Annotated in this window: 14 protein-coding genes, 2 tRNA genes and 2 rRNA genes; 5 read left to right on the top strand and 13 right to left on the bottom strand. The window is 43.9% G+C overall.

Annotation, left to right across the window (positions count from 1 at the left end):
- Positions 1–3: 3 nt before the first annotated feature.
- From BHC51_RS05140 to BHC51_RS05120, 5 genes are all read right to left on the bottom strand, one after another.
- A 23S ribosomal RNA gene (locus BHC51_RS05140) occupies positions 4–2893 on the bottom strand.
- A gap of 80 nt (positions 2894–2973) precedes the next feature.
- Positions 2974–3153, bottom strand: a complete 180-nt coding sequence (locus BHC51_RS05135; protein ID WP_100100136.1) for a hypothetical protein — start codon at positions 3151–3153, stop codon at positions 2974–2976.
- A 93-nt stretch (positions 3154–3246) separates the two neighbouring features.
- Positions 3247–3322 (bottom strand) — tRNA-Ala (locus BHC51_RS05130).
- Between the two features lie 15 nt (positions 3323–3337).
- Positions 3338–3414, bottom strand: a tRNA-Ile gene (locus BHC51_RS05125).
- 77 nt (positions 3415–3491) lie between these two features.
- Positions 3492–5030 (bottom strand): 16S ribosomal RNA (locus BHC51_RS05120).
- The 16S and 23S rRNA genes sit together here with 2 tRNA genes alongside, the layout of an rRNA operon.
- 827 nt (positions 5031–5857) lie before the next feature.
- On the opposite strand from BHC51_RS05120, the gene BHC51_RS05110 reads away from it, so the two are divergent.
- The gene (locus BHC51_RS05110) at positions 5858–6583 is read left to right on the top strand and encodes a 16S rRNA (uracil(1498)-N(3))-methyltransferase (RefSeq protein WP_100153494.1); all 726 of its coding nucleotides are present in this window, start codon (positions 5858–5860) and stop codon (positions 6581–6583) included.
- 71 nt (positions 6584–6654) lie between these two features.
- Here the strand turns inward: BHC51_RS05110 and ppk2 are convergent, their stop codons facing one another.
- On the bottom strand, positions 6655–7524 hold the full coding sequence (ppk2, locus tag BHC51_RS05105; protein WP_100153493.1) for a polyphosphate kinase 2: 870 nt from the start codon (positions 7522–7524) through the stop codon (positions 6655–6657).
- A 195-nt stretch (positions 7525–7719) separates the two neighbouring features.
- A complete protein-coding gene (locus BHC51_RS05100; protein WP_100099824.1) occupies positions 7720–8919 on the bottom strand; it encodes an MFS transporter in 1200 nt (399 codons plus the stop codon).
- Positions 8920–9318: 399 nt separating this feature from the next.
- On the opposite strand from BHC51_RS05100, the gene BHC51_RS05095 reads away from it, so the two are divergent.
- Genes BHC51_RS05095 through BHC51_RS05085 form a run of 3 tightly spaced genes read left to right on the top strand, consistent with a single transcriptional unit; the run spans position 9319 to position 12764 of the window.
- Entirely contained in the window at positions 9319–10734 is a 1416-nt protein-coding gene (locus BHC51_RS05095) for an aspartate aminotransferase family protein (RefSeq protein WP_100099825.1), read from the top strand.
- 58 nt (positions 10735–10792) lie between these two features.
- The gene (locus tag BHC51_RS05090) at positions 10793–11881 is read left to right on the top strand and encodes a GNAT family N-acetyltransferase (protein ID WP_100099826.1); all 1089 of its coding nucleotides are present in this window, start codon (positions 10793–10795) and stop codon (positions 11879–11881) included.
- The gene (locus BHC51_RS05085; protein ID WP_100124352.1) at positions 11874–12764 is read left to right on the top strand and encodes an arginase family protein; all 891 of its coding nucleotides are present in this window, start codon (positions 11874–11876) and stop codon (positions 12762–12764) included. The genes BHC51_RS05090 and BHC51_RS05085 overlap by 8 nt, the downstream gene beginning before the upstream one ends.
- On the opposite strand, the gene BHC51_RS05080 is transcribed toward BHC51_RS05085, so the two are convergent.
- The 6 genes from BHC51_RS05080 to BHC51_RS05055 all read right to left on the bottom strand — a co-directional run bounded on the left by BHC51_RS05080 (position 12746) and on the right by BHC51_RS05055 (position 18469).
- Positions 12746–13933 carry a DegT/DnrJ/EryC1/StrS family aminotransferase gene (locus BHC51_RS05080; RefSeq protein ID WP_100153492.1) on the bottom strand — a complete coding sequence of 396 codons (1188 nt, stop codon included), beginning with the start codon at positions 13931–13933 and terminating at the stop codon, positions 12746–12748. The genes BHC51_RS05085 and BHC51_RS05080 overlap by 19 nt on opposite strands.
- Before the next feature lie 30 nt (positions 13934–13963).
- The gene (locus tag BHC51_RS05075; RefSeq protein ID WP_100099829.1) at positions 13964–14371 is read right to left on the bottom strand and encodes a DMT family transporter; all 408 of its coding nucleotides are present in this window, start codon (positions 14369–14371) and stop codon (positions 13964–13966) included.
- A complete protein-coding gene (locus BHC51_RS05070) occupies positions 14371–14727 on the bottom strand; it encodes an EamA family transporter (RefSeq protein WP_100099830.1) in 357 nt (118 codons plus the stop codon). The genes BHC51_RS05075 and BHC51_RS05070 overlap by 1 nt, the downstream gene beginning before the upstream one ends.
- Before the next feature lie 35 nt (positions 14728–14762).
- Positions 14763–15584, bottom strand: a complete 822-nt coding sequence (locus BHC51_RS05065) for an alpha/beta hydrolase (protein WP_100099831.1) — start codon at positions 15582–15584, stop codon at positions 14763–14765.
- Positions 15585–15608: 24 nt separating this feature from the next.
- The gene (locus tag BHC51_RS05060; protein ID WP_100153491.1) at positions 15609–16355 is read right to left on the bottom strand and encodes an MtnX-like HAD-IB family phosphatase; all 747 of its coding nucleotides are present in this window, start codon (positions 16353–16355) and stop codon (positions 15609–15611) included.
- Between the two features lie 896 nt (positions 16356–17251).
- Positions 17252–18469 carry a LysM peptidoglycan-binding domain-containing protein gene (locus BHC51_RS05055; RefSeq protein WP_100099833.1) on the bottom strand — a complete coding sequence of 406 codons (1218 nt, stop codon included), beginning with the start codon at positions 18467–18469 and terminating at the stop codon, positions 17252–17254.
- A 157-nt stretch (positions 18470–18626) separates the two neighbouring features.
- On the opposite strand from BHC51_RS05055, the gene def reads away from it, so the two are divergent.
- Entirely contained in the window at positions 18627–19130 is a 504-nt protein-coding gene (gene def, locus BHC51_RS05050) for a peptide deformylase (RefSeq protein WP_100099834.1), read from the top strand.
- Positions 19131–19157: the final 27 nt, after the last annotated feature.

Raw genomic sequence — 19157 nt, 5'->3', positions numbered from 1 at the left:
GATAGAGTCAAGCCTCACGAGCAATTAGTATCGGTTAGCTGCAAGTGTTACCACTCTTCCACACCCGACCTATCAACGTCCTGGTCTCGAACGTCTCTTCAGAGGGATTTAATCCCTAGGGAAGTCTCATCTTCAGGCGAGTTTCACGCTTAGATGCTTTCAGCGTTTATCTCTTCCGAACTTAGCTACCCGGCGATGCGACTGGCGTCACAACCGGTACACCAGAGGTTCGTCCACTCCGGTCCTCTCGTACTAGGAGCAGCCCCCGTCAAACTTCCAACGCCCACTGCAGATAGGGACCAAACTGTCTCACGACGTTTTAAACCCAGCTCACGTACCACTTTAAATGGCGAACAGCCATACCCTTGGGACCGACTACAGCCCCAGGATGTGATGAGCCGACATCGAGGTGCCAAACTCCGCCGTCGATATGAACTCTTGGGCGGAATCAGCCTGTTATCCCCGGAGTACCTTTTATCCGTTGAGCGATGGCCCTTCCATTCAGAACCACCGGATCACTATGTCCTGCTTTCGCACCTGCTCGACTTGTCGGTCTCGCAGTTAAGCTACCTTGTGCCATTGTACTATCAGTCCGATTTCCGACCGGACCTAGGTAACCTTCGAACTCCTCCGTTACTCTTTGGGAGGAGACCGCCCCAGTCAAACTGCCTACCATGCACGGTCCCCGATCCAGATAATGGATCCGGGTTAGAACCTCAAAGTCACCAGGGTGGTATTTCAAGGACGGCTCCACAGATACTAGCGTTTCTGCTTCTTAGCCTCCCACCTATCCTACACAAGTGACTTCAAAGTCCAATGCAAAGCTACAGTAAAGGTTCACGGGGTCTTTCCGTCTAGCAGCGGGGAGATTGCATCTTCACAACCATTTCAACTTCGCTGAGTCTCAGGAGGAGACAGTGTGGCCATCGTTACGCCATTCGTGCGGGTCGGAACTTACCCGACAAGGAATTTCGCTACCTTAGGACCGTTATAGTTACGGCCGCCGTTTACTGGGGCTTCGATCCGATGCTTGCACATCTTCAATTAACCTTCCAGCACCGGGCAGGCGTCACACCCTATACGTCCACTTTCGTGTTTGCAGAGTGCTGTGTTTTTATTAAACAGTCGCAGCCACCTATTCTCTGCGACCTCTAATAGCTTACAGAGTTAATCCTTAACCATCAGAGGCATACCTTCTCCCGAAGTTACGGTATCAATTTGCCGAGTTCCTTCTCCTGAGTTCTCTCAAGCGCCTTAGAATTCTCATCCTACCCACCTGTGTCGGTTTGCGGTACGGTTTCATTCAAACTGAAGCTTAGTGGCTTTTCCTGGAAGCGTGGTATCAGTCACTTCGTGTCCGTAGACACTCGTCATCACTTCTCGGTGTTAAGCACCCGGATTTGCCTAAGTGCTCCACCTACCGGCTTAAACGATCTATTCCAACAGATCGATGACCTAACCTTCTCCGTCCCCACATCGCATTTGAATCAAGTACAGGAATATTAACCTGTTTCCCATCGACTACGCATCTCTGCCTTGCCTTAGGGGCCGACTCACCCTACGCCGATGAACGTTGCGTAGGAAACCTTGGGTTTTCGGCGACAGGGCTTTTCACCCTGTTTATCGCTACTCATGTCAACATTCGCACTTCTGATACCTCCAGCATGCTTCTCAACACACCTTCTTCGGCCTACAGAACGCTCCCCTACCATGCCAGTTGCCTAGCATCCGCAGCTTCGGTTACAGATTTGAGCCCCGTTACATCTTCCGCGCAGGACGACTCGACCAGTGAGCTATTACGCTTTCTTTAAATGATGGCTGCTTCTAAGCCAACATCCTGGCTGTCTCTGCCTTCCCACTTCGTTTACCACTTAATCTGTCATTTGGGACCTTAGCTGGCGGTCTGGGTTGTTTCCCTCTTGACACCGGACGTTAGCACCCGATGTCTGTCTCCCGAGGAACCACTTGATGGTATTCTTAGTTTGCCATGGGTTGGTAAGTCGCAATGACCCCCTAGCCATAACAGTGCTTTACCCCCATCAGTGTCTTGCTCGAGGCACTACCTAAATAGTTTTCGGGGAGAACCAGCTATCTCCGAGTTTGTTTAGCCTTTCACCCCTATCCACAGCTCATCCCCGCATTTTGCAACATGCGTGGGTTCGGTCCTCCAGTACCTGTTACGGCACCTTCAACCTGGCCATGGATAGATCACTCGGTTTCGGGTCTACACCCAGCAACTCGTCGCCCTATTAAGACTCGGTTTCCCTGCGCCTCCCCTAATCGGTTAAGCTCGCTACTGAATGTAAGTCGTTGACCCATTATACAAAAGGTACGCAGTCACGGATTTCTCCGCTCCCACTGTTTGTATGCATCAGGTTTCAGGTTCTATTTCACTCCCCTCCCGGGGTTCTTTTCGCCTTTCCCTCACGGTACTGGTTCACTATCGGTCGATGATGAGTATTTAGCCTTGGAGGATGGTCCCCCCATATTCAGACAGGATTTCACGTGTCCCGCCCTACTTTTCGTATACTTAGTACCGCCTCTGAAATTTCGAATACGGGGCTTTCACCCTCTACGGCCAAGCTTCCCAGCTTGTTCTTCTATCTCAGTGACTATCATATACAGGCTCTTACGCGTTCGCTCGCCACTACTTGCGCAATCTCGGTTGATTTCTTTTCCTCCGGGTACTTAGATGGTTCAGTTCTCCGGGTTCGCTTCTCTGCACCTATGGATTCAGTGCAGGATACCATGCTTATACATGGTGGGTTTCCCCATTCGGACATCGCGGGATCTCTGCTCTATTGCCAGCTCCCCCACGCTTTTCGCAGGCTTACACGTCCTTCTTCGCCTATCATCGCCAAGGCATCCACCTGATGCACTTATTCACTTGACTCTATCATTTCAAGAACCTCTTGACTTCGTCTGATATCCCGTTGACTGAATCCAGACTTAAGGCCTTTACTCTCATAAAGCTTACTGCTTTGGTTGTCTGAACAACGCCTTTTGTCTTCGTTGTTCAGCGATACAATCATCACCCAATTCTTTCAGCACTTTCCACTTGGCTCCGTCTCCGGAACCAGCTTCCTGTGCCTCAATCTTTGTTTGTTGATTTCGGCTTTCCAATTTGTTAAAGATCGATGCGTTACTTCGCAAATTAAAGCCAGCTTCTGCTTCGTCTGTCTTCAGACTAAACTACCTTTAATTTCCAAAGTATCCTGATTCAACTTCCCTCTTCATACAGAGTCTTGGTGGAGGCAAACGGGATCGAACCGATGACCCCCTGCTTGCAAAGCAGGTGCTCTACCAACTGAGCTATGCCCCCTCGTCCTTAAATAAGTGGTGGGTCTGGGAGGACTTGAACCTCCGACCCCACGCTTATCAAGCGTGTGCTCTAACCAGCTGAGCTACAAACCCAGTTTATTCAGTCTCTTCTCGCATCTTTTCAGTTTACCGATAAGTGTGAATGCGAATAACCCTCTTCTTTTCTCTAGAAAGGAGGTGATCCAGCCGCAGGTTCCCCTACGGCTACCTTGTTACGACTTCACCCCAGTCATGAAGCATACCGTGTTAAGCGACCTCCTTGCGGTTAGTCTACCCAATTCTGGTATCCCCCACTCCCATGGTGTGACGGGCGGTGTGTACAAGACCCGGGAACGTATTCACCGCAGTATGCTGACCTGCGATTACTAGCGATTCCGACTTCATGCACTCGAGTTGCAGAGTGCAATCCGGACTACGATCGGCTTTCTGAGATTGGCTTCACCTCGCGGCTTCGCTACCCTCTGTACCGACCATTGTATGACGTGTGAAGCCCTGGTCATAAGGGCCATGAGGACTTGACGTCATCCCCACCTTCCTCCGGTTTGTCACCGGCAGTCTCATTAGAGTGCCCAACTTAATGATGGCAACTAATGACAAGGGTTGCGCTCGTTGCGGGACTTAACCCAACATCTCACGACACGAGCTGACGACAGCCATGCAGCACCTGTGTTACGGTTCCCGAAGGCACTCTCCTATCTCTAAGAGATTCCGTACATGTCAAGACCAGGTAAGGTTCTTCGCGTTGCATCGAATTAATCCACATCATCCACCGCTTGTGCGGGTCCCCGTCAATTCCTTTGAGTTTTAATCTTGCGACCGTACTCCCCAGGCGGACAATTTCACGCGTTAGCTTCGCTACTAAGGCATCTAGTACCCCAACCGCTAATTGTCATCGTTTAGGGCGTGGACTACCAGGGTATCTAATCCTGTTTGCTACCCACGCTTTCGAGCATGAACGTCAGTGTTATCCCAGGAGGCTGCCTTCGCCATCGGTATTCCTCCACATCTCTACGCATTTCACTGCTACACGTGGAATTCTACCTCCCTCTGACACACTCTAGTTACACAGTTTCAAATGCACGTCCCAAGTTGAGCTCGGGGATTTCACATCTGACTTATTTAACCGTCTGCGCTCGCTTTACGCCCAGTAATTCCGATTAACGCTCGCACCCTACGTATTACCGCGGCTGCTGGCACGTAGTTAGCCGGTGCTTATTCTTTAGGTACCGTCAGCACTGGATGGTATTAACACCCAGCTTTTCTTCCCTAACAAAAGTCCTTTACAACCCGAAGGCCTTCTTCAGACACGCGGCATGGCTGGATCAGGGTTCCCCCCATTGTCCAAAATTCCCCACTGCTGCCTCCCGTAGGAGTTTGGGCCGTGTCTCAGTCCCAATGTGGCGGATCATCCTCTCAGACCCGCTATGGATCGTCGCCTTGGTAGGCCTTTACCCCACCAACTAGCTAATCCAACATCGGCCGCTCAAATAACGCGAGGTCCTAAGATCCCCCGCTTTCCCCCTCAGGGCGTATGCGGTATTAGCCATCCTTTCGGACAGTTATCCCCCATTACTCGGTACGTTCCGATGCATTACTCACCCGTTCGCCACTCGCCACCAGAGAGCAAGCTCTCCGTGCTGCCGTTCGACTTGCATGTGTAAAGCATGCCGCCAGCGTTCAATCTGAGCCAGGATCAAACTCTTATGTTTAATCTTAGCTTGTTGCAATACCAAAGTTCCCTTTAGTATCACTGGTCTGCTTCAAAGTTATTGACAAGATATGTTTTTATCTCGTCTCTCTGAATCAGTGTGAGGCTTATCCGCACTCACACTTATCGGTAATCTGTTCTGTTAAAGAGCGTTGCTTTCGACTGCGTTCTACTTTAAACTGTTTAGTTCGTTTCGTGTCGCGTCATCAGCGAAGAAGGCGAACTATACGCCCCCGAAGTACCACTGTCAACAACTTCTTCCGATTATTTTTGGAAAATATAGCATATGACTGTTTTTTTAATATTTTATTTTTAGTGCTTTTGACTCTATTTTCGCTTGTCTATTTAAATTTTTCCCTTTTACTCAGTCATTCCTTAGTACTAATTAATCTGCCATTCCTGTATTTCTGATTAATCTGCTGCTGTTTTATCCATATATATTTCTGTTTTAGTTGTTGTGTCTGGACTTATATGTTTATGTTGCCGTTGTATAGTTTGTGATTTTGATAATTCTATATCTATATATAGATATATATGTTACTTCTATATCTTAATTAAGCTTGTCTACGCTGTTGCTTATAGGCAGGCCTATTATTAATTATGGTTTTACTGTTTCAATATGGTTGTCATTTCATTTGCTAGTGCTTTTGTTTTACTTCTATCTGAAACAATAAATGACTGTATGGCAGAATTTTATATTTGCTGATAAATAAAACTGATAAGTTGCTGATTGTGGTTAGGGCTGGTTTAATCAGGAAGCAGTTTATTTTATTAGTTTCTAATCTTGCTATTTGGCTTGTTTGATTATTATTGGATTTTTTCATTATTATGCCTCGTTTTTATGTTCCGTCTAGTATTTGTCATTCAGAGACGTTTTCTTTACCGGATGCAACTGCGCGCCATGTACAGGTTTTGCGCTGCCAGCCGGGTGAGCTGATTGAATTGTTTGATGGTCTTGGTACTGTTTACCAAGCTGAAATTACAGCTATGGGTAAGAAAAATGTGGATGTGCAGATCCGTGGCAGTGAGATTGTTACGCTTGAGTCTCCATTGGCGATTACGTTGCTACAATCGGTTTCAAGCAGTGAGCGGATGGATATGACCATCCAGAAAGCTGTGGAATTAGGCGTTACGCTGATTCAGCCAGTGCTGACGGAACGTAGCAGTCAGCGTTTAAGTGGTGAACGGGCGTTGAAAAAGCTGGAGCGATGGCAGGATATTGCGATTGGTGCATGTGAACAATGCGGACGGACGAGGGTGCCAGAAATTCGGCCGGTGTTGGATTTGGCTAATGCATTGGCTGGTTTGGCTACTGATGATTTGAAGCTGCTGATGAGTTTATGCCGACCACAGGCATTAAATGAGTTTGCACAGCCACAGGCGGTAACGTTGTTAATAGGCCCTGAAGGCGGGCTGAGTAATGCTGAGGAAGAACTTGCAATCAGGCATGGTTTTGCTGCTATCAGTCTGGGACCGCGGGTATTGCGCACGGAAACAGCTTCGCTGGCGGCAATTGCCGCGATGCAGGTGTTATGGGGTGATTTTCGTAGATAGATTTGAATAGATATTAGGGGAGTAACGAGAGCACCAGCCAGTTTGTTTAGTTAATCTGGCTGGTTACGGGTTTAGTATTTTTCTGGAATGTAACGATAAGGGTAGTTGGGCTCTTGATAATCACCTTTATCCTGTCGCTTTGGTAATTCGACTTTTTTTCGTGGCGTTTTTTTGTATGGAATTTCGCTGAGTATGTGTTTGATGATGTTTAAACGCGCTTTCTTTTTGTCGTTGGAATCTACGACATACCATGGAGCCCATGAGGTGTCAGTAGCCATGATCATTTCGTCGCGAGCACGGGAGTAATCGTACCAGCGACTGTAAGATTTGATATCCATGGGCGAAAGTTTCCAGATCTTACGTGGATCATTAATACGACCGAGCATGCGTCTGTGTTGTTCTTCCATGTTTACTTCAAGCCAGTATTTAAGCAGGATGATACCGGAATTGATAATAGCTTTTTCCATAAAAGGGATGATTTCGAGGAATTCTTTGCTTTCCTGTTCGGTGCAGAATCCCATGACACGCTCTACTCCGGCACGGTTATACCAGCTACGGTCGAAGATAATAACTTCCCCGGCTGCAGGTAAATGGGGAATGTATCGCTGCATGTACATTTGTGTTTTCTGGCGTTCACTCGGTGCTGGTAATGCCACTACCTGAAATATGCGTGGGCTGATTCTTTCGGTAACTGCTTTAATCGTTCCACCCTTGCCAGCACCATCACGCCCTTCGAAAATGATGCAAACTTTTTGCCCAGAAGATTTTACCCACTCTTGTAGTGCAACCAGTTCACCTTGCAGTTTTTCTAACTCTTTGTAGTATTTCTTTTTCGTTAACTTTTTGTGTTTGGTATTTTTTTCGGTACTGATTTCACTTTGTTTTTCTATCTGTTTGATGTCGGGTATTTCTGCTTCTGGTTGTAACTGTTTATCGATCATTATTATTTCCTTTGCCGTTTAATTGTTAATAGCTAAATAAATTTTAGTTGCTTAAACAGAATATTAATGATAACAATGATTTGCAAATTGAGTTACGCGTTTTTACATTACAATTTTATTCATAATTTAATATTTTAAGGCTAGATAGGTTTTTGGGGAGAATGGTTATCTGCCTTGTTGCAGTTATGGAATAAATTATTTTGGTAGCTGGCTTTTAATATTAGTATGCTTTTCTTCACATACGGTAAACCACCATACAATTATGCCGATTATTGCCAGTATAACACCAACCCAAGCGGTACTGGTCCAGCCCCAGCCTGCGGCAATAGTTAAGCCACCCAAATAAGGTCCTAGGGCATTGGCTGCGTTGAAGGCACTATGGTTCAGTGCGGCAGCCAGAGTTTGGGCATCTTTGGCTACGTCCATCAGGCGAATTTGTAATAATGTACCTACGGCGCCACTCATGCCAATGAGGACGACTTGTATGCATATCCAGTACGGATAATGTACTGCAAAAGGATATAAGGCTAACATGACAGCCGACCAGACCAGTAACCATGCTAGTCCTGACATGACATGACGGCCAACCAGACGTGGTACGATGATGTTACCTAATGTCATGCCTACGCCATACAGACACATAACCAATGGTACGCTTTTGGGTGACATCCCAGTAATATCTTCAAGGGTGGAGGCCATGTAGGCATATATACCAAACATGCCACCAAATCCGATGGCACCTATGGCTAGTGTCAGCCAAATCTGACGATTGGTGAGTGCACTGAGTTCACGCACTGCACTGCTGCCGCTACCTTGCATACAGTTTGGTGGTAAAAAAAGTGCCACTAAAATGACGGTGATGGATGCCAGTATAGCAACGATGAAAAAGACGACACGCCAACCTACCGCCTGTGCGAGCCAGCTGCTTAAAGGTACGCCGAGGGTAGTGGCTATGGTTAAACCAAGCATCATTAATCCAACAGCTTGTGTTCTTTTCTCTGGCGTTACCATGGCAGCAGCAACCAGAGCGCCAACACCAAAATAGGCTCCATGTGGCAAACCGCTTAAAAAGCGAAATAACATCATGCTGTTATAACTGGGAGCAAGCATGGTGCCTAGATGTGCTAAAGCAAAAAATGCCATGAGCACCAGTAACAGGCTGCGCCGGCTGAAACGCGCGCCAAATATGGCAATAACAGGAGCGCCTATAACAACGCCAAGAGCGTAAATACTGATCAGATGTCCTGCGATGGGTTCGCTGATGTGTAAGCCGCTAGCGATATAGGGCAAAACACTCATGGTTGCAAATTCAGTGGTACCGATGGCGAAACCGCCAACTGCAAGAGCAAATAATAGCCAATTCGGATGGGGAATGCGGTCAGATTCTGTGTTCATAGATGTGTTAGTATGCGGATGTGTTGCACCCAAGCTAATTGTATGTTTGTTATGATTTTAGTTTAATTGATTGAGAAATATTAGTAAAAATGCTGTTTTTACTTTATAGCATACGATGTGCTGTTTTTATCTTGATTATGTTAATCGTTGTGAAGTATAAAATTTGGTACTGCTATGTACTTGTAAGCGATTTATTTTGTTGTAGTCGTTAAGCACTTTATATTGTTAGATTTTATGTCTTTAGTTTTAATGCCGATATAATTTTATTTGTCACAGTGAATGACGGTATCTGACCCTTAGGGTATTGTTTTCTACAGGTCTTATACTTTAACAGGATATAATAGTATTGATTTTGTACTTTTTTATAAGCTGTTTTATTTGGAATGAATGGAATTAATGATGAGTAAGCCTAGTGCTCAGATACTTGAAAATCGTCCGGACGATGTGCAATTGCTTGCAGATGAAGCAAAGTATTGTTCTTTTGGTGATACGGTGCATTATGTTAATCCGCCAAAAATTTTTGATGGCTGCGAGGGCAGCTATATGTATGATAAAAATGGCACACCCTATCTTGACTTGCAGATGTGGTATTCGGCTTGTAATTTTGGTTATGCTAATGAACGCCTGAATGCTGTGTTAAAGCAGCAGGTAGATACTTTGCCACAGTGTGCGAGTCAGTATTTGCATCCAACCAAAATTGAGCTAGCAAAAACCATTGCTCAGGACATGAAATGCAAATTTGGCCACGATGGTCGGGTGCATTTTAATGTTGGCGGTTCTCAATGTATTGAGGATTCGCTGAAAATTATTCGTAATGCGTCTGAAGGTCGTTCATTGATGTTTGCGTTTGAAGGTGGCTATCACGGTCGTACTCTGGGTGCATCTTCTATTACTTCCAGTTTCCGCTATCGCCGTAGGTATGGTCATTTTGGCGATCGCGCAATGTTTATTCCGTTTCCCTACCCGTTCCGTCGCCCTAAAGGTATGACAGCTGAGGAATATGGGGAACATCTGGTGGCTGATTTCGCCCGTCTATTTGAAACTGAATACCACGGTGTGTGGGATCCGAAAGCAGGTCAGGCTGAATATGCTGCATTCTATATAGAGCCGCTACAAGGTACGGGTGGTTATATTGTGCCACCACGTAATTATTTTAAAGGATTGAAAAAGGTTTTAGACCAGTATGGTATTTTGCTGGTAGTTGATGAAATTCAGATGGGCTTCTACCGCACTGGTAAGCTGTGGTCGATTGAACATTTTGATGTAAAACCGGATATGCTGGTATTTGCTAAGGCATTGACCAATGGTTTGAATCCACTCGGTGGTCTGTGGGCACGGGAAGAATTAATTAACCCACAGGTATTCCCTGCTGGTTCTACTCATTCTACTTTTGCTTCTAATCCACTGGGAACTGCCGTAGGGCTAGAAGTATTCAGAATGATGGCAGAAACTGATTATGAAAAAATGGTTATGGAAAGTGGCGCTTATTTCCTTGAAGGTTTGAAAACTTTGGAACAGCGTCATAAGGAGATCGGCGAAGTAGATGGTCTGGGACTGGCACTACGTGCCGAAATCTGCACTGAAGACGGCTTTACACCAAATAAGGCTTTAGTAGACAAGATGGTAGATATCGGCATGTCTGGTGATCTAGACTGGCAAGGACAAAAAATGGGGCTGGTACTGGATATTGGTGGGTATTACAAGAATGTGATTACTTTTGCCCCATCGTTGCATATTACAAAACAGGAAATTGATCAAGGCATTGAATTGCTAGATCAGTTGATTACGCGTGCTAAAAAAGAGTTAAACGCTTAATCCACGTAAGATGGCAGCTTGGCTGGCATTTAAGCCGGCGGCTGCCGTATGAGATTTTATGAATTATCTGACGCAACTGGAACCGGATGAACTGGTGGAGACTTTTCTGGCCAGTCCTCCACAGGATTTTACTGCTTGGCAACTTACGGGTGGTGTACCTGCTTTTGCTGCACGGTTTGATTTACTCACTACTGCTGATTCAGAATTTCAGCAGAAAATTCGTCTTTGGCCGCTATTTCGCTGGTGGCAACGCTTTCTGCAACCGCTTACGTGTTTTATTGGCACAACGGTATCTGAATATGCTTTATTCACTCAACAACAAGCTGCACAGCAATTAGCTTTAGAAATAAAACAGAATTACGGAAAAAAATACCCGCTACTGATTGTAAAAGATATTCCGCAGCAATCGCCATTATTGGATACTCAGGCAAATGAATATGCGGCCACACTGATTCAGTCATTGCAGCAGCAGGGATTTATTGCGGTAGAAGGTCAGGCTTTGGCATGGGTACCCATTGATTTTCAAGATATTGATGAATATCTGAGTCGCTTATCCTATCAGCGCCGTAAAAATTTTCGGCGCAAGTTAAAAACGCAATCATTGGTTGAAATTGGTTGTTTACATAGTGGAGATGCATGCTTTCAGGATGAGGCGGTCTTAGAGCAGTATTATCAGTTATATTTGAATGTTTATGCTCAAAGTGAAATTCATTTTGATTTATTAACCAGAGAATTTTTTGTGCGGCTGTTACAGGATAGCAGCAATCAGGCGAGAATTTTTACTTATCATTATCAACAGCAATTGATTGGATACAATATTTGTTTTGTTGTGAATAATATGCTGGTGGATAAATATATTGGCTTTGTTTATCCTCTAGCACGGAAACTGAATCTGTATTATCTGAGTTGGTTTTATAATCTGAATTTTGCTAGGCAGCATGGATTAGATTTTTATGTAGCCGGCTGGACTGATCCGCAAGTGAAAGCGTCTCTAGGCGCTCGGTTCACGTTTACTAAACATATGGTATATGTCCGTAATCCTGTTTTGAGAGTTTTATTAGGCAAAATGAGTAGTCGTTTTGAGCAGGATAAAATCTGGCAAGAAACCAGTAAGCAACATAGTCAGGACGGCAAAAAACATGAATAAAACGATTATTCTGGATTTTGACCACAGTACAGGTTCAATAGCAGATGCAGTTAGAATTGAACTGTGGCAATGGCAGGAAGCCATTCGTTTTGGTTGTTCGCAAGCCAAATTCAAACAGTTACAGGCTGAACTAGCACAGCAAATACCTGAGTGCTATGGCACGGTACTGATGGGTAGTGGTGACTATCACCATATTTCACTGTTATTGATTAAACGTTTACAACAGTATTTCAGTGCTGCCAACCCGATACAGGTAGTTATTTTTGATAATCACCCAGATAATATGCGTTATCTGTTTGGGATTCATTGTGGTTCATGGGTAAGCTATGTGGCGCAATTGCCTTTTGTCAGCCATGTGCATGTACTGGGTATTACTTCAAATGATATTGGCCTTGCTCACTGTTGGGAAAATCGGCTGGCGCCATTGTTTCAAGGTAAATTAACTTACTGGTGCATGGATGTACAGGTTAGCTGGGCTGAAAAAATCGGGCTGCAACAAGCTTTTCGCGCCTTTGCTTCACCAGAAGAACTGGTTAGCGCCTTTATACAGGCACAACAACAAACCAGCGAACCAGTATATGTTTCGATTGATAAGGATGTGCTGGATAAGAATGTGGTGCAAACCAATTGGGATCAGGGTCGCATGCAGATAGGGCATCTCTTGACTGTGATTACTGCCCTGAATCAGCGTATTGTTGGTAGTGACATTACCGGTGAAGTATCTCAATGGCAATACACCAGTTTGCTCAAGCGTCTACTCAGCGCAATGGATAAACAGGAACCAATTCCTGCTGCCACATTGACAGCATGGCAGGAGCAACACCATGCTGTTAATCTACAACTGCTCACTGCTTTGGCTCAGTATCAGCAAACAGTATTCTGAATGACCTGACATATTCGAAAAAATTGTGTATCGGTAAGCCATGGGCTATTGGTAATAGTTAACATACGTGCTGCAAAATCTTCAGCATTTGGCATGGACACAGCTGGCACAATTGGCCGTAAGTAGTCGTATTGTGCCAGTGTATGAATAAATAAACGGGTTATGCCTAAGGGACTGGTCCATAACTGATCTAATACTGCATCGCGGCACTGACTCGTAGGCAATAACACCATCAAAAATGGCCATACTCCCTGACCATGCTGATCAACGATCACCTGTATACCAGAAATATTCTGTAACTGCTGAATACGTTGCTGCGCTTGTTGTTGCAGGGTATGTAAAAATGCCGGTAGGCGCTGCAAGGCATTCGCCGCAACATTCTGACGTCGGCGACTAACCCGATGCAAAGGGATGGCATAATCAAAATTATCACCTACTGCTGCAATCCATTGCTGCTTACGCAGGGATTTTCGCCGACTATGACCATAGGCAAAATGTAAACCTGTAGGATTATATAACGCGGTATATCCTAAAAGTTCGAGAGTTCGCAATAGTTCCCACCTGAGCCGACACGGCAGTAATTTATTAGCTATGGTTTGTAAACTGCTACATAACTGTGCATTAGCTGCGGTTAGCAAACCACCTTCATATATGGTTAGTCCTTTACCGGCAGCCAGGCTGAACAATACAATATCTCCATACTTGCCAACTTCAGCACCCAATGCCTGAGCTGCATCTTCTATTACGCTAATCTGATATGGCTGTACCAGTTGTTTAACGATTGCTACATCGGTTACTCGTCCGCCCAGATGGGTGGGTATTACAGCCAATACATGCTCATTCAGCAGGGTAGTTAATTGCGCAGTATCCAGATCAATACTGTTTGGCTTTAAATCACATAGCTGTATTTGCAAACCGCAATGGTGAATGGCCAAAGCCACCAGTGGACAGGTATACGCCGGAACAATTACTGTTTTGCGTTGAGGCTGTTGTTGTGTCAGTGCGGTTAAGGCAATAATCAACGCTGCCGTACCAGAACAGGTTACCTGTAATGGCGGCAAATGTAATTGTGCACTGACAGTTTCTGGCAATGATTGCCGTGTCGGCCACCAGTCACGCCATTTCAGCGGCAAACCGGCAGTAGGCGGGTTTTCATAATAGTACGGCATAAATGGCACTAAAATTCAGACTCAGAAAATTTAACACGGTTTATCATCTTTGCTGTGTTCGGTTTGTATGAGCTCTCTTTCAGCTAAAGCCAAAAAGATAATACCAATCACAATAAATACTGCCCCAATAATACGGATAGCTGTAATATGTTCATGAAATAAGAAAGCCGAAACCAGCATTACTGTCACTACTTCTAGATGCGAGGCAGCAAATGCCGGACCAACAGGAGCTTTTTTAAGTAACATCATCCAAGTAAAAAATGCCCCAATATAGCCAGCAATAGCAATATAGACCCATGGCTGGGTAAATACTCGAATAATCCAGCCTAAATTGGCTTCGAGTGGCTGGGCATGAATAGCAGTTAGTTTAAAACTGCTTTGCCCCAGCGTATCGAACAATAATAAGAGCGCAAAACCTATCAAATAAAATTTACGCATTATGACGCTCCTACCAGTACTACACCGATGGTGATAAAAAACATGCCTGTGAGCCGAAAACTGGTAAGTTTTTCCTGAAACAGAACCCGCCCAACCAGCATCAATACAATGATATTAATTGACCCCAGTAAAATACCCTGTGACAAAGGCACCTGACTTAAAAACGCTAGCCATAACAGAAATTCAGCGACATAGGAACCAATACCAATCCATAACCAATAATTTCTGAACAGGTCAACCCAGTAATACCAACCATTGCGGTTGTTTGGTGCGATGGCTGCATATTTAAACGCTGTTTGTCCAAGCGTATCAAAACAGATATTAGCAAACCATAAGATGAACACAATCAGGGTCATATGATATTTCTTTCTGCTATGAGATGAGTATTCACTTAAGCTGACTGAGCGATATTCTCAAAAAAGGCAACTGACCGGTTGATGACTTCGCGTCGCTGCCGGTCAATGGTAATCAAATGATAGCTATCATCCAAAACTACGAATTGGGTCGCACCGCTAACATGCTTTTCTACCAGACGGGCATTGGTATTGATATTGGCAATATCATCGTGACCGGAATGCATAATCAGACACGGGGCAATTACCTGTGACAGCTGCTGCCGCATAAGTTTAGCCAGTACTTGCATTTCCGCCAGTGCTGGGAATGGATTACCAGCCAGACCAGCACTGGCACTGTCACCACTGAACATGCTGGCGGCGACTGTGGCACGAAGACGCTCATCTTTCAGTCCGTATGGTGGTTTTTCAATAAAAGAGGTTTTCTGAAATAAATGAATTCTTTTAAAAAACGGCAACAAAACAAAACACTTTTTTGCCCAAAAAGGAACAGACCAGCCATCATATTTAAACGTTACCCCATAGACGCCAACACCTTTTACCAGCTCCGGCTGATCGGCTGCGAGCTTCAGTGCCAGTAATGCGCCCATCGATAATCCGCCAACGAACAGACAATCAACGTGTTGCTGTAAAAACTGCGCAGCCTCTTGCACACTGGTATACCAATCAAGCCATGTGGTCTGACATAAATCAGCTTCGTCACCACAATGACCAGCAAGTTGCATTGCATATACTGTAAAACCTGCCTGATGTAGCCCTTTGGCTAGAATACGCATTTCATTTGGTGTACCTGTTAAACCGTGAATCAGAAGTACACCATTGCGATTACCAGGTAAAAAATAAGAAGAATCTTGAATCATAATTACAAATAAGCTATTAAAGCGTTATGCTGGAGACAGGCAGTGATTTTCAACCGATGTTTTAATTAGATTGGGTAGAATGGCCACAACATCACCAAAATTCTTAATCGGGTAGTGATGAATGCCGTGCTGCCGACAAAAATCAATCAACTTATCTTTGGCAAAGACCAGATCCACTTTGTCGGCTACACAAAAATCCGAAGTACCATCACCAACATAAAAAATCTTCTGAAAACCAGCCAACTGCCGGCGATGCTGACATTTACAATTGCCACTTGCTTTAAGACAATGTTGATTGGTATAAGGAAAATCTAATTTCCAGCCTTGTTGTTGATTATGCAATAATCTATTAGCATAAATAGGCAGCAAATCAAGATTATACCGTTTCAAAATTGACTGAATTGCATAATCCAACCCATCACTGACAATCTGCACATTCAAATGTGCTTCCCGCGCTATATCAATAAATTCGCTAAATGTAGGATCGATTTTGATTTGCGCCAGCACGCTGTCCAGTTCAATCTGACTGGCTTGCATATTAGCAATTTGCTGACGCATACATTCACGCGAACCAATAATGCCTTTGAGCCATTGCTGCTCTAATAAGGCACATTGATCATTACCGAAATGATCCAGTAAGGTATCCGTAACATCTTTTTCACTGATAGTACCGTCAAAATCACACAGTATAATATACTTCTCTAAACCATTAGCATAAAAGAATGGATTGTGACCAGTCTGATTTTCAACAAGAGGAGTGAAACAACTCATATTATTCCGAGTAAAAAATTACAAATGAAAATAGGCTGGCGTTGAAACAAAAGAAAAATATGGATTATTCAAAATGATTGAATGTATTTGTATGCAGTCAATATAACCAACATACCCAGTTTTGTGCCAATCACGATTTATTGCTCTATATTGCAAGCAATTGAAACCGTGATTTACCAGCCTGAGATTAAGGCATAATCGAAATATATCAACTGATTGGTATCCATTCATTTTAAATATGAATTTCAGTTCAATATTATTGATACAAACAAGAATACTCTCAGGAATGTGCAATGTGTCCGACTAGAATTCGAATTACTTGTTGGCCACTAGCCGCATCCCCCATGCTCAGCAGATACCCATTATTCAGATAGCTAAGATATCTGGAAAATTTAGTCAAATAAACTGCATATTCTAAAACATTTTAGTCAGAAATTAAACCTATGTGATTGACGAGTCTGTGAAATGATAAAAACAGACAGAGCGATAAAATAATGATGAGTGTTATTTTCACACGAGTATTGGACAAACGGGTGATTAATTTGGCTTAGTTTTACACTGCAATAAGACATATTCCCATTAAACTCATTTCATAAATAAACATTTGATCCGTAAATAATAATTACCCAACCCATCTAAATACGCTGTTTTACTACCTATCTTAAAATCATTGCCATTATTAAAACAGTCTGGCAGGCTAAAGTATGATTTGCTTTAACTATCGATAATTTGTCTTCCCATTTATTTCTACAGCAATTTATTCATATTGCTACCAATCACATAAAGAAAAAGTGTGGATAAATCCACACTTTTTTATTCAAAAAAATTCATCAACAATATAATTTAAACATGCTTATGAATTAGCAATGCCCATAATTTGCCTGTTGCCACAACTGTTAGCGCAAATTCTCTGATGAATTAGAAGTATGCCGTGGATGCTGGGTCACATCATCTAGATCGTGGCCAGGATTCATCACCATATCCCCTACTTTCACAGAACTAGACGTACTTATAATAAGAGCTGAAGATAGTTTGTCGCTAACACGATAAATCAGAGCCAAACCTACTTCCTCTGCGGGGATACTCAGGTATTTAACTACGCTGTGTGATGCTTCAGAATTAGTAGGTATACCAGTTTTAAGCTGGTGGCTCTTTTTGTACAGGCTCACTACTGTGCCTTTATCTACCCCATCATTGCTTCCCAAATTAAGGGTAATTGTATGATAAGTTCCCGCTTCATCGGTTCCGTCCATAACAGAAATGATTTTGCCTTTAACCTGAGTCTTGGGTGCATGAGGCATCATCTGGAACGAATCATGCTCATCGGTTATTTTTAACAGGTAATCACCTTTACTAATTTCTGATGCAGTATTAGTAACAACCAGTGGCTGGGCGGTTTGTGTAGGTAATTTAATCAGTGGATTCACACGTGTATAATATTCATCTTTGGGCAAGCTGGCAGCTTCACTTGGGCTGCGTTCAGCCAAAGCACTGTTTTGTCCTGCCAGAGTTGCCACTTCACCACTGAAGCGTACTAACTGCCCCAGATATTTATGTGTATCTGGGTCGGTAATATTTTTTTCGATCCGGTAAACCAAATAATTACCTGACTCTAATGGGCGATCAGCATATACACGATCACCTGTTGCAAACATAACGCGACTTTCAGGCCCTGCGATAAGACGTGGCGCCTTTCTGGTTTGTTGTTTGTCGATTACCTGCGGATGTTGCATAAATATGCGGTAAAAATCGACATCTACGGTATTGATACCATAACCAGACGACATATTACGCACCCGTGGCTGTAGTTTAATAGTTGGAATACCACTATTGTCGTCAAAACCAAGGCGGGGTTGACCATCAACATAGCGAAGGGTTAAAACCTGTCCTGGATAGATTTTTTGTGGATTTTGAATCTGGGCACGATTAGAACCCCACAGTTGAGGCCATTGCCACGGGCTGTAAAGGTACTTACCAGATATGCTCCACAGAGTATCGCCGTTTTTCACTACATATTGTGTTGGCGCATCCGGACGTAATTTCAGCTCAGCCATTGCAGGTGCAGATATCGCCATGCCCAACGTACACAGCAGGGTTATAATATGTTTATGCATGTAAAGTATCCTTAGGGAGATTACCGTTTTAAATGGTTGTTATATGTCATAGTATGGATATTAATACCAGTTTACCTGAATCCATATCAACAATCTTTAAAAAATCCATATTGCCATCATGTAATCTGGTCAGATTGAACAAGGAATTAAACACACAATGGCTCTACTAAACATTTTACAATATCCTGATGAGCGTTTACATACTGTTGCGCAATCTGTGACTCAATTTGATGACAGGATCCGCACTCTAGTACAAGATATGGCCGAAACCATGTACGAAGCACGCGGCATCGGGCTAGCCGCAACTCAGGTTAATGTTCATGAACGTGTAGTAGTGATGGATCTCTCCGAAGAACGTAACGAGCTGCGCGTATTCATTAATCCAGTTATTACGGCCAGAGAAGGTGATACGGAATATGAAGAGGGCTGCCTGTCTGTACCCGGTATTTATGAGGTAGTGCATCGTTCGGAGCGCATCACTGTAGAAGCATATGATGAACATGGTGAAAAATTCATACTTGAAGCGGATGGTCTACTGGCTATCTGCATTCAGCATGAACTGGACCATCTCGCTGGCAAGGTATTTGTTGAATATCTGTCACCATTAAAACAGAATCGCATCAAAACCAAAATGAAAAAACGCGCACGCGAAAAAATGTAAATAACTCAGTTGTCAGCCCTGATATTT

Source organism: Snodgrassella alvi, from assembly GCF_002777745.1.
GTDB classification, from domain to species: domain Bacteria; phylum Pseudomonadota; class Gammaproteobacteria; order Burkholderiales; family Neisseriaceae; genus Snodgrassella; species Snodgrassella alvi_D.
The sequence above is the reverse complement of the archived record's forward strand: the minus strand, read 5'-3'. Positions and strand labels throughout refer to the sequence as shown.